The 12,400-nt window shown below is 70.4% G+C and carries 9 protein-coding genes; 2 read left to right on the top strand and 7 right to left on the bottom strand.

Annotation, left to right across the window (positions count from 1 at the left end):
- Positions 1–12 precede the first annotated feature (12 nt).
- The 7 genes from NE857_RS12010 to uvrB form a co-directional block, all read right to left on the bottom strand.
- Positions 13–1,089 (bottom strand): site-specific tyrosine recombinase XerD, encoded by a 1,077-nt coding sequence (locus NE857_RS12010; protein ID WP_254421047.1) that lies wholly within the window; start codon positions 1,087–1,089, stop codon positions 13–15.
- 7 nt (positions 1,090–1,096) lie between these two features.
- On the bottom strand, positions 1,097–1,765 hold the full coding sequence (locus NE857_RS12005) for an NUDIX domain-containing protein (protein WP_254421046.1): 669 nt from the start codon (positions 1,763–1,765) through the stop codon (positions 1,097–1,099).
- A 45-nt stretch (positions 1,766–1,810) separates the two neighbouring features.
- Positions 1,811–3,466 carry a CTP synthase gene (gene pyrG, locus NE857_RS12000; protein WP_017579877.1) on the bottom strand — a complete coding sequence of 552 codons (1,656 nt, stop codon included), beginning with the start codon at positions 3,464–3,466 and terminating at the stop codon, positions 1,811–1,813.
- A gap of 361 nt (positions 3,467–3,827) precedes the next feature.
- Complete coding sequence (locus NE857_RS11995) at positions 3,828–4,751, bottom strand: hydroxymethylglutaryl-CoA lyase (RefSeq protein WP_254421045.1); 924 nt, start codon at positions 4,749–4,751, stop codon at positions 3,828–3,830.
- A gap of 153 nt (positions 4,752–4,904) precedes the next feature.
- Positions 4,905–5,900, bottom strand: a complete 996-nt coding sequence (locus NE857_RS11990) for a GNAT family N-acetyltransferase (protein ID WP_017579875.1) — start codon at positions 5,898–5,900, stop codon at positions 4,905–4,907.
- Positions 5,901–6,241: 341 nt separating this feature from the next.
- Positions 6,242–6,712: a DUF3060 domain-containing protein gene (locus NE857_RS11985; RefSeq protein WP_254421956.1), complete on the bottom strand. Its 471-nt coding sequence runs from the start codon at positions 6,710–6,712 to the stop codon at positions 6,242–6,244.
- 168 nt (positions 6,713–6,880) lie between these two features.
- On the bottom strand, positions 6,881–8,974 hold the full coding sequence (gene uvrB / locus NE857_RS11980) for an excinuclease ABC subunit UvrB (protein WP_254421044.1): 2,094 nt from the start codon (positions 8,972–8,974) through the stop codon (positions 6,881–6,883).
- A gap of 139 nt (positions 8,975–9,113) precedes the next feature.
- On the opposite strand from uvrB, the gene NE857_RS11975 reads away from it, so the two are divergent.
- Positions 9,114–10,229 carry a hypothetical protein gene (locus NE857_RS11975; protein WP_254421043.1) on the top strand — a complete coding sequence of 372 codons (1,116 nt, stop codon included), beginning with the start codon at positions 9,114–9,116 and terminating at the stop codon, positions 10,227–10,229.
- Between the two features lie 355 nt (positions 10,230–10,584).
- Positions 10,585–12,243: a transposase gene (locus NE857_RS11970; protein WP_254421042.1), complete on the top strand. Its 1,659-nt coding sequence runs from the start codon at positions 10,585–10,587 to the stop codon at positions 12,241–12,243.
- Positions 12,244–12,400: the final 157 nt, after the last annotated feature.

The following is a 12,400-nucleotide window of genomic DNA, read 5'->3' as shown; positions in this document are numbered from 1 at the left end:
AGGCTCTCCGCGTCACACCGGACCGCTTCCGCCACCTGAACGCCGCGCTCTGGGATGGCTGGAGGCGTACACCTCACGCAGCCTCTCCACCGTCACCAGCGTGTAGACCTGCGTGGTAGTGACCGAACTGTGCCCCAGCAGCTCCTGCACGATGCGGATGTCCGCCCCGCCGTCGAGCAGGTGGGTGGCGAAGGAGTGCCGCAGGGTGTGCGGGGAGATGCCCTCCACCCCGGCCCGCCCGGCCACCGCCGACAGCAGCGCCCAACCGCCCTGACGGGTCAGCCGACCGCCGCGCGCGTTCAGGAACAGCGCCGGTCCGCCGCCCCGTCCGGAAGCGGCCAGTACCGGCCGCACCCGGGTCAGGTAGGCGCCCAGGGCACCGCGCGCGTAGGAGCCCAGCGGAACCAGGCGCTCCTTGCCGCCCTTGCCGCGGAAACGCACCAGCCCGACCGTACCCTGGTCGTCCACGGCGTCCACCGCGTCCGCGACGTCGTCCACGTCCAGCCCCACCGCCTCGGACACCCGCGCCCCGGTGCCGTAGAGCACCTCCAGCAGGGCGCGGTCGCGCTGGGCCAGCAGGTCGGCGCGGGCGGCCGAGGCCGGAGCCCGCGCCGGGCCCGCCGCCTCCAGCAGCCGCTCCACCGTGTCCAGGGGGATCGCCTTGGGCAGGCGCATCGGCGGCGCCGGGGCGGTCACCGAAGCGGCCGGGTCCTCGGTGGTCCACCCCTCGCGCACCGCGAACCGGTGCAGTCCGCGCACCGCGGCCAGGGTGCGCCCGGCCGAGGCGGCGCTCAGCGGGGCGTGCTCCTCGTCCCCCTCGCGCAGGGCGCCCAGGAACGCGCCGACGTGCCCGGAGGTCGCTCCGGACAGGTCAGCGACCCCCTGGTCGTCCAGGTAGACAATGTAACGCCGCAGGTCACGGCGGTAGGCCAGCAGGGTGTTGTCGGCCAGGGCGCGCTCGACGCTCAGGTGGTCCAGGAAGGCGGAGCGCACCTGGCCCAACGGCCCGGCGTCGAGGTCGGTCTCCAGCGGTCCCGTCCGCAGCGGGTCCGCCTCCACCGACTCCGTTTCCAGCGGTTCTGCCCCCATCGGCGGCTCAGTCGTCCGAGGCCGCGGGCAGGGAGGCGAAACCGTCCTGAGACGCCGCGTGCGCGGCCAGGATCCCGATGACCGTCGCCCCGTTGTGCAGGCGCCCCTCCAGGACCGCGCGCACCGCCTCGGGGAGCGGCAGCCACTCCGCTGCCAGGTCGGTCTCCTCGTGCTCGCGCACGAAGTCGATCTCCTCGGCGGGTACCTCGCTCAGGTCCCGGGCCAGGAACACGTGGATGCGTTCGTTGGAGAAGCCGGTGCTGGGGAAGAAGTCCGGAAGTTTGTGCCAGGTGGCGGCGCGCAGCGAGGACTCCTCCACCAGCTCGCGTTGGGCGGTGGCCAGCGGCCCTTCGCCCTCACCGTCGATCAGTCCGGCGGGCAGCTCCCACAGCGTGTGCCGGGTGGGGTGGCGGTACTGGCGCTGCACCAGCACCCGTCCCCGGTCGTCCAGGGCCACGATCGCCGCGGCGCCCGGGTGGTCCATGTAGTCGCGGGCGGCCACGGTCCGACCGTCACCGTTGGCGCCGGGCATCTCCACCCAGTCCGTGCGCATCCCGCACTTGGCGCCCCGGTAGCGTTCCTCGGAGCGCTCCACGGGCCACGACTCGGGGGCGTCCGCGATCCTCGCGGACGCCCCCGTCGTCTCTTCGATGACCGGGCGGGTGTGGTCGGCCATGCGGCCCCTCTCAGGCTCGGGCCCCACCCGCCGGATCGCTCCCCGTTAGGAGACCTCCCGTGAGGAGGTCTTGTGCTCCAGCGAAGCGGAGATCAGGCCGCGGAAGAGCGGGTTCGCGTTGGTCGGGCGGGAGCGCAGCTCCGGGTGCGCCTGCGTCGCGATGAAGAACGGGTGCACGTCCCGGGGCAGTTCCACGTACTCCACCAGCTTGCCATCAGGGGAGAGTCCGGAGAACACCAGGCCCGCCTCCTCCAGCTGGGGCCGGTAGGCGTTGTTGACCTCGAACCGGTGGCGGTGGCGCTCGGAGACCTGCTCGGCGCCGTCGTACAGCTCACGGGCCAGGGTGCCCTCGCCCAGGTCGGCCGGGTACAGGCCCAGCCGCATGGTGCCGCCCATGTCGCGGTCGCCCGCGACGACGTCCTCCTGGTCGGCCATGGTCGCGATGACCGCGTCCACCGCCTTGTCGTCGAACTCCAGGCTGTTGGCGCCCTCCAGGCCGAGCACGTTGCGCGCGTACTCGATGACCAGGCCCTGAAGGCCCAGGCAGATGCCCAGCAGCGGAACACCGTTCTCACGGGCGTAGCGGATCGCGCCGAGCTTGCCCTCGATACCGCGCACGCCGAAACCGCCCGGGATCAGGACGCCGTCGGCGCCGTCCAGCTCGGCGGCCGCACCCGAGGGGCTGGCGCAGTTGTCACTGGCCACCCAGCGGATGTTGACGCGGGTGTTGGTGGCGAAACCGCCGGCGCGCAGGGCCTCGCTGACCGACAGGTAGGCGTCGGGCAGGTCGATGTACTTGCCGACCATGGCGATGGTGACCTCGTGGTCGGGCTGGTGCACACGGCGCAGCAGCTCGTCCCACTCGGTCCAGTCCACGTCCCGGAAGGGCATGCCCAGGCGGCGGACGACGTAGGCGTCCAGGCCCTCACGGTGCAGGACCTTGGGGATGTCGTAGATGGAGGGGGCGTCGGGGGTGGAGACCACGCCCGCCTCGTCCACGTCGCACATGAGGCTGATCTTGGACTTCAGGCTCTGCGTGACGGGACGGTCCGCGCGGCACACGATGGCGTCGGGTTGGATGCCGATGCTGCGCAGGGCGGCGACCGAGTGCTGGGTCGGCTTGGTCTTCATCTCGCCGGACGGGCCCAGGAACGGGATGAGCGAGACGTGCAGGAAGAAACAGTTCTCCCGGCCGATCTCGTGCCGGATCTGGCGGACCGCCTCGAGGAAGGGCTGCGACTCGATGTCGCCGACCGTGCCGCCGATCTCGGTGATGACGATGTCGACGTCCATCGCGTCCATCGCGTAGATGCGCGACTTGATCTCGTTGGTGATGTGCGGGATGACCTGCACGGTGTCACCGAGGTAGGCGCCCTGGCGCTCCTTGGCGATCACGCTGGAGTAGACCTGGCCGGTGGTGACGTTGGCCGAGGCGGAGAGCTCGACGTCGAGGAAGCGCTCGTAGTGACCCACGTCCAGGTCGGTCTCGGCGCCGTCGTCGGTCACGAAGACCTCACCGTGCTGGAACGGGTTCATCGTCCCGGGGTCCACGTTGAGGTAGGGGTCCAGCTTCTGCATGGTGACCCGCAGGCCGCGCGACTTCAGGAGTCGACCCAGGCTGGAGGCGGTCAGGCCCTTGCCAAGACTGGAGGCGACGCCGCCAGTAACGAAAAGGTGCTTGGTACTCGCGGCGGATGCCAAAGTGTTGCTCCCGTGGGTTGAGTGGCTACGGCGGGCTCGGGCGAGCTGAGCGGCCGTGCGGTGGTCCGGTTCCGAGCGGCGGCGATGCCGCTCCGGTACGCCGGACTCCACGGGGCACCAGGATAACAGGCCCCCCGTTCGCCCACACCAGGGAACGCCAAGCGCCTCCGCCGTGTTCCCCGCCCCGACCTGCGCGATTACCGTGAACCGCTGGCGGTACGGCGTTCGCCGTCCCGGGCGCGCCGCCCCGGGTGGCGAAGGCAACACCCGGGGCGGCACGGCCCGGGGCCGCCCGTTGACCTGCCGAGGGTCCGCGAGTGTGAGCAACGCCCGCCCCTGGGGCGTTAGGCGCTCCCCGGCCTCAGGCGGGGAAGGCCCCGGCGCGGCCCAGGTAGGCGGGCGGGATCTTGACCAGCCGCTCCCCCATCCAGTCGCCCAGCGCGGCCGCCCCGGACAGGCTCACCCCGGTGCGCAGACCACTGCGGTGCAGCATGTACAGCAGGTCCTCGGTGGCGATGTTGCCGGTGGCGGCCGGGGCGAACGGGCAGCCACCGAAACCGCCCAGACTGGAGTCCAGGACCCGGACCCCCTCTTCCACCGCCGCGAGCGCGTTCGCGTAACCGGTGTTGCGGGTGTTGTGGAAGTGACAGCGCAGGGTCCGCCCGCCCGCCACCTCGGCGCTGCGGCGCAACAAGTCCCGCACCTGCGCCGGGACACCCACCCCGATCGTGTCGGCCAGGGCGATCTCCACCGCTCCGGTGTCCGCGATCCGCCGCACGACCTCCACCACGCGCTCCGGGTCGACCTCACCGTCGAACGGACAGCCGAAGGCGGTGGAGACGGTGACGCTCAACGGCACCCCGGTGCCCTCCAGGGCCCGGTCCATGTCGGCCAGGGAGTCCAGCATCTCGTCGACCGTGCAGCCCTGGTTGCGCGTACAGAAGCCGTCGGTGGCCGGTACCGCCACGTTGACCTCGGACACCCCGGCCGCCAGCGCCCGGTCCAGGCCGCGCCGGTTCAGCGCCAGCCCGATGAAGGACACCCCGGGCTCGCGCTCGACCCCGGCCATGACCTCCTCGGCCCCGGCCATCTGCGGCACCCGTTTGGGGTTGACGAAACTGACCGCCTCGATCCGCCGCACCCCGGCCGCCACCGCCCGGTCGATCAGCTCGATCCGGTCCTCGACCGACAACACGGTGGCCTCGTTCTGGAGGCCGTCACGCGGACCCACCTCCACGATCTCCACGTGCTCGGCACCCTCGGGCCCACGATCGTCCCCGGCCATCGACTCCACCTCTCGCCACGCTGCGCTTGCGCGCCCAGGCTAACCAGCCGGCAGGGTGATCCCCGTCACCGGGTGGCACTCACCCGGGGCACACGTGTGCCCCGGTGACCACCGGGGCACCACGAACACCCTTGGGAGGGGCTCAGATGGACGTCAGCGCAGGGCGAGGGCGGGACGGACCTCCCAGGTCGTCCAGACCGGGCGGTAGCCCATGCGGTGCCAGAACGGCCCCGAGAGGGGGTTCATCGCGGCGTAGTTGAGCACGGACACACCCACCCCGTGACTGTCCAGCGCCTGGTGGGCCTGGCTGACCAGGGCGGTGCCGATGCCGTGGCCGCGTTCGGCCGCGGAGACCACCCCGTAGCCGATGTGCGCGATCGGGCGCGCCTTGACCAGGGACTTCGCCCAGCGGGAGCGTTCGGGCGGGGACACCCACAGCAGGCCCACGGCCCGGCCGCGGCGTTCGGCCAGCCAGATCCACGAACGCGAACGGTTGAGCGCCCGTGCGGCGACCTTACGGGTCTGCTCGGCGGTGTCGGGCTGCAGGAACACGCCACCGAAGTGCTGTTCGTAGCGGTGCTCCTCCATCAGCAGTCCGACCACCTGGGTCAGATCGCTGATGTCGGCCAGACGGATGGCGACGTCGCGCGGCGGCAGCGAGGGCGGGACCCCGCGGCGGCGCTGGCGGGCGGCGAGCACGGTGTAGGGCTGCAGGCCGTGGCGTTGCAGCGGGATGATCCCGGCCACGTCGCGGGCGGGCCAGCTCACCAGGGCGGCCGATTCCGAGCCGGTGCCGGTGGGCAGGTCCTCGAGCTGGTCGCGCCAGCTGGTCAGCAGGGAGTCCAGGGCGCGGGCGGGTTCGGGGCCGCCGACGATGGGGGTGAGCCAGTGCTGGTCGGGCACGCCCCAGATCCGGCCGACCTCGCCCGGCTGGTACCAGGTGTAGTGCATGCTGCCCGCGGCGACGGTTCGACCGTCCTCGTCGCTGACGGTCAGCAGCGGGTAGGAGTTGGGCGCGAAGCCCACGGGTTCGGGAAGCAGGGGGTCCGACTCCGCCCAGCGCTGGGCGGCGGAACGCACCAACGGGTCGAGTCCGACGTCGCCTCCGGGCGACTCGTCGTGTCGCACCCGCGCGACATAACCGCTCATCCACCCCTCCCCTAGCGGGTCCTTCGTCAAGCGCACGTCCCCGGCCCCGCGGGGCCGTCGCGGACGCGGTCGCGTCGCGGTGCCCCGCCCTGCCGTCGTGCCGTCTTCCGAACGAAACCGGTGCGGCGGGACGGAATCGACCGTACCTCCTCGAAGCGGTACGGGTGACCGAAAAGCTGGAGAAGAGGAGTCCACGGAACCTTCCCCGGCCCACCCGGTGCCGCGCACACCCGTGTGCGGGTGCGAACAGACGCGCACCACGGTAACGGATCGAAGGTCACTCTCGGGTGGCGGGGCGGTCAAACCGCCGCTACGGCCCACCGCCGCGGCAGGGGCGGACCTCAGTACTGGGCGCTGCCGCCCTCGCTGACCGTGGTATTGCGCCCCTGGTTGACCACCTCGGGGTCGCCGGAGGCGAAGGAGACCTGATTGTCCACGCCCACCAGCACGATCTTCTCGGCGGCGCCCACCTCCACGACGGAGTTGCGCCCGGTGGCCTTCACCAGCCCGCAAGGGCCGTCCAGCACCACGACGGCGTCGTCGGCCGAGACCACCACCTTGCGGTTGGCGCAGTCCTCGTGCACCTGGGTGCCGTTGTCGACCACCAGGATCACCTCGTCGTTGACCACGTTGTCCTCGGCAGCGTCGGCGCCCGACTCCTCGCCTCGCGACTCCTGACCCAGGTCAGAGCCGGGTTCGACCTCCTCCGGTTCGCCTCGGCCCGGATCCGTTCCGCAGCCGGCCACCAAGAGACCCGACAGCGCCACAGCACCCACGCTGCCCCACACCCGACCGACCATGGACTCCCCCACGCCAGAAAAAGACAAAAGCGACATACGCCCTACGCAAAGCACAAGAGTATGTCACGCGAAGGTAACTTCGCGACCTGGGCGTTTTGTGATCGTTCCCATTTCGATACCAAGGGAGATGTGGCTTGGGAGGCCGCGAAGCCGCGAACCCCGCACCGGCAGGCACTCCGCTCATTGCATGCCGGCCGCGTCCATCCCCCGGAGCTCGCGCTTCAACTCACCGATCTCGTCCCGCAACCGGGCCGCCAGCTCGAACTGCAGGTCGGTCGCGGCCTGGTGCATCTGCGCGCTCAACTGCTCGATGAGCCCGGCCAGCTCCGCCCGCGGCATGTTCGCCACGTCCGCCCGCTCACCCAACGCCGGAACCGGAGCCTTCGCCGACTTGCCGCCCTGCCGGTACCCCGTCGACATCAACTCCTCGGTGTCGATGTCCTCCCGGTTCAGGGTGTCCAGGATGTCCGCGATCTGCTTGCGCAGCGGCGTCGGGTCGATCCCGTGCTCGGCGTTGTACGCCAGCTGCTTGTCCCGGCGCCGGGTGGTCTCGTCGATCGCCGCCCGCATCGAGTCCGTGACGTTGTCCGCGTACATGTGCACCTGGCCGTCGACGTTACGCGCCGCACGCCCGATCGTCTGGATCAGCGAGGTCTCCGAACGCAGGAAACCCTCCTTGTCCGCGTCCAGGATCGCCACCAGCGACACCTCCGGCAGGTCCAGGCCCTCACGCAGCAGGTTGATGCCCACCAGCACGTCGAACTCGCCCACGCGCAGCTCGCGCAGCAGCTCCACCCGGCGCAGCGTGTCCACCTCGCTGTGCAGGTACCGCACCCGGATGCCCAGCTCCGCGAAGTAGTCCGTGAGGTCCTCGGCCATCTTCTTCGTCAGCGTGGTCACCAGCACCCGCTCCGAGCGCTCGGCCCGCTTCCGGATCTCGTGCACCAGGTCGTCGATCTGCCCGTCGGTCGGCTTCACCACCACCTGCGGGTCCACCAGCCCGGTCGGCCGGATGACCTGCTCCACCACGTCCCCGCCGCTCTGCCGCAGCTCGTACTTGCCGGGCGTGGCCGACAGGTACACCGACTGCCCGATCCGCTTGGTGAACTCCTCCCACTTCAGCGGCCGGTTGTCCATCGCCGACGGCAACCGGAAACCGTGGTCCACCAGGGTCCGCTTACGCGCCGCGTCACCCTCGTACATCGCACCGATCTGCGGCACCGTCACGTGCGACTCGTCCAGGACCAGCAGGAAGTCCTCGGGGAAGTAGTCCAACAGCGTGTTGGGCGCGCTGCCCGGCTCACGGTCGTCGAAGTGCCGCGAGTAGTTCTCGATCCCCGAGCACGACCCCAGCTGGCGCATCATCTCCAGATCATGAGTCGTGCGCATCCGCAGCCGCTGCGCCTCCAGCAGCTTGCCCTGACCCTCCAACTCGGACAGCCGCTCGCCCAGCTCCGCCTCGATCGTGCCGATCGCCCGCTCCGTGCGCTCCTCACCGGCCACGTAGTGCGAGGCCGGGAAGATGAACATCTCCTGGCTCTCCCCCAACACCTCACCGGTGAGCGGGTGCAGCGTCAGCAACCGCTCGACCTCGTCACCGAACATCTCGATGCGGATCGCCAGCTCCTCGTACACCGGGATGATCTCGATCGTGTCCCCGCGCACCCGGAACGTCCCCCGCGTGAACGCCATGTCGTTACGCGTGTACTGCATCTCCACCAGACGGCGCAGCAGATCGTCCCGGTCCACCTCCATGCCCACCGAGAGCTGGGCCATCCGGTCCACGTACTCCTGCGGGGTGCCCAGACCGTAGATGCACGAGACCGACGCCACCACGATCGTGTCCCGCCGCGTCAGAAGCGAGTTGGTCGCCGAGTGCCGCAGCCGCTCCACCTCGTCGTTGATCGACGAGTCCTTCTCGATGTAGGTGTCACTCTGCGGGACGTACGCCTCGGGCTGGTAGTAGTCGTAATAGGAGACGAAGTACTCGACCGCGTTGTTCGGCAGCATCTGCCGCAGCTCATTGGCGAACTGCGCCGCCAGAGTCTTGTTCGGCTGCATCACCAGCGTGGGCCGCTGCAACTGCTCCACGGTCCACGCCACCGTCGCCGTCTTACCGGTGCCCGTGGCGCCCAGCAGCACGGTGTGCTCGTCACCCGCGCGCACCCGCCGGGTGATCTCCTTGATCGCACTCGGCTGGTCCCCCGCCGGGGTCATCTCCGAGACGACCTCGAAGGGCGCCTCACTGCGCTTGATGTCACTGACCGGTCGCACTAGTTCTCCCCATCGCCCGCATGTCCCCTCACCCCAACGCTACCGACCGCCTACGACATCCCGGTTCGGACGAACCATAGCGAGTTACCATCGAGGGGAGCGCCCGGAAACCCTGTGCCCCACGAGTGAGGTGCACGCCGTGTCCCACCCCTGTCGTCCCACCTTCGACCCGGTCCTACCCGCACGGACCATCGAACGCCTCAGCGCCCGCCCCGAACGCCTCATACCGAAGGCCAAAGGACCACCGGGCCGTCCCACCTGGCGTGAGAGCGCTCTCGCGCTCAGCCTCGGATGCACCACCGCCGCCGCCCTCGCCCTCCTGGTCAACCCGCTCGTCCTGCCGCTGAGCATCCTCCTGTGCCTGGGCACGACCGCCTTCGTCCTCGGCCTGGTCTCCTACCGCAACGGCACCACCGACGACTGGGCCGACCTGGTCATGCACAGCTTCTGGGCGCTGCCCCTCTCCATCGTCGGCGTCCTCGGCGCCCGGGTCGCCCTCGACCAGGTCCTGGGACCGCTCGGGACCGTCCTACCCGGCGACCCCTCGCTGGCCGCCCTCTACCTCACCGCGGCCGTCGCCGGCGGCGGAGCCGTCATGCGCCCGGGCATGGCCGCACGCCTGTCCGCGGAGAACCACGACAGATACGTCCTGCCCGAGGACTTCGGCCGCCCCTCCAGCTACGCCACCCGCCGCGAGGAACCCGAAGCACACCTGTTCGCCCGCCTCCAGCAGGCCACCGACCGTGTCGAGGAGGGCCGCCGCGTCCTGGGCGACTCCTTCGACGCCACCCACACCCTGCCCCTGCTCAAGGAGGAGGAGTGGCGGCTGGCCCAGGAACTCCTGCGCCTGCGCACCCTGCGCCGCGAAATCCTCCAACGCCGCAAGAACGCCGTCTCCGACCAGGTCACACAGGCCCTGGCGCCCCAGAACGAGGCCGTCACCCGCGCGCACAAAGCCATCTCCACCCGGGTCGATACCCTGGCCGCCTACGGCGAACGCGTCCACGCCGCCGTCACCGCCCACCGCGAGTGGGAACAGTGCCAGGAGATCGCCGACCGCGCCGGGGACTACGCCGACCTCGCCCTCAACTCGGGCCAGGACCCGGTCCGCACCGACGAACTCGACTCCAGCCTGCTGAGCGTCCAGGCCGCGCACACCGTCCGCGAGGAACTCGTCCGGGAGGCCGTGGCCGCGGGCAGCTCCCTGTCCGACGCCCTGCACCCCAAAGCCCAGGACGAGAACCCCGAACCCTAGGAAGCCCGAACTCTCACCGATTACCGAACCGTCACCGACCGGAGGCGAAACCAGCACCGAGGTTGCCCCCTCCCATCCGGTGCCCCCGCCCTCCTGCGGATCGGTAGTGCGCACCTTGTCCTCCAGCGCCCCGGCGACCTTCACCCCCGAGCTCGCCGCCAGAGTCATCCGCCGCCACAGATCAGCACCCTCTGTATCCACCGTGATCTTGCTACCAGGAGCGAGTTCGGCGCCCTCGGGTTTCGTGGTTCTCGGAGCTATGTCCGCTTCTGAGTGCTTTGGTGTGAACCTGGACAACCACCCGCCCCGCACATGACAAAGGGAGCATCAACCAGTCCCGTCTAAAGGCTCGCTGATGCTCCCACACCCCACCCTACCCCCGACCCTGCAACGCCTGCTCAACCACTTTTGGCCCCACTTCACCCAACCCACCTTCACCACCTTCACCGCCCTACTCACCGGGCTGATCACCCACACCGGACCCCGCACCGTGTGCGGCATGCTCACCGGCTCCGGCCTGGCCCGCCACTGGCACCACGACCGCGCCCACGCCTTCTTCTCCCGCCGCAAATGGAACCCCCACCACCTGGGCCAGACCATGGCCCACCTCATCGCCCAGGCCTTCACCCGCCCGGGCCAGGACCTGACCCTGGTCATCGATGACACCCTGATCAAACGGTCGGGCCGCCGCGTCTGGGGCCGGTTCCGCCAACACAACGGAGCCCGACCCAAGAACAACCCCCTGGCCTGGGGTGTGTGCTTCGTGGTCACCGCCCTGGCCGTGCGCCTGCCCGGCAGGACCACAGCCCTGGCCCTACCCGTGCTGACCGCGTGCTGGCGGCCCTGCCCCACCAAACCAAGCCCCGGCACAGCAGGCCACAACGGCCCGGTGCCCCACCCCCGGACCGCGAACCTGTCCTGGACCGCCGCCACCGCCCGCGTTGTGGACAGCGCCCGCTCCCGCTACGACCAAGCCCGCCATGGTCTGCAACTCCGCCAAGCCAAGCAAGCCGCCCTACCGGCGGGGCACCGCCTGCCCGGCCCCGACCCCACCCCCGCCCTGAAAGAGCGCCTGAACCGGTGCGCCCAAGAACTAGCCGCCGCCCAGGCCGCCCACGACCAGGCCCTGGACCAGGTGCTGCAGGCCACCACCCCCACCAGCGGCCCCACCAATCAGGACGAGGAAGAAACCGAACAGCGGCCCACCAAGACCGAGACCGCGATCGCTCTGGCCACCCGCCTGGCCCACCAGTTCCCCGACCGCACCATCCACGTGGTAGCCGACTCGGCCTACCACAGCCCGGCCCTGCGCGTCCTTCCACCCAACCTGACCTGGACCTTTCGCCTGGCGGCCAACGCGGTCCTGCACCAGGCACCCCCGCCCGCACCGGCGGGCACCCCCACCCGGCCCGGCCGTCCCCGCTACGCGGGCCCCCGGTTGGGCACCCCCGAACAGATCGCCGCGACCGCCAACTTCGTCGCTTTGGGCGACGACACCGGTCAGGAGATGGCCGTCATCGACTGCCGGTGGGTGCGCTCCCTGGGTCCCACACCCCTGCGCCTGATTGTGGTGCGCGACCCGCACAGCCCCAAGGCCTACAAGGTGGCGTTGCTGAGCACCGACACCACCAGCCCTGCTGAAGAGATCGTGCGGCGCTATGCGGACCGGTGGCCGATCGAGGTGTGTTTCCAGGACAGTCGAGCCCATCTGGGTTTGGAGCAGGCCCACAACCGCACCCGCGCCGCGGTGGAGCGCACGGTCCCCTTCCAGCTGCTGGCCTACAGCTTGGTGGTGGTCTGGTATCGGTGGCACGGCCAGGGGCAAGCGGACGTGGCCGCCCGCCGCCGCGACCAGCCCTGGTATCAGTCCAAGACCGATCTGGCGTTCTCGGACATGATCGCCGCGCTCAGAAGGCAGGTGATCGAACACCGAATATCGTGCAGGGTGCCCGACCTGGGGGTGCGTGGGTTAATCCGAGAGATCGTCAGGGACTGGTTCGACATCGCAGCGTGAGCCGGGCCCACCCGAACCGGACACCTCTCCCAAAACCACGAAACCCGAGGGCGCCGATTTCGCTTCTGGTAGCAAGATCATCCGTGAAGAGGGGCCGCAACCTGGCCCGGGCGCCGCGGCCCTCGCTGTGGAGCCAGGGGCACCACCCTGCCGGATG

The sequence above is a fragment of the Nocardiopsis exhalans genome (genome assembly GCF_024134545.1).
GTDB lineage: Bacteria > Actinomycetota > Actinomycetes > Streptosporangiales > Streptosporangiaceae > Nocardiopsis > Nocardiopsis exhalans.
This window is presented reverse-complemented; position numbering and strand designations above follow the sequence as displayed.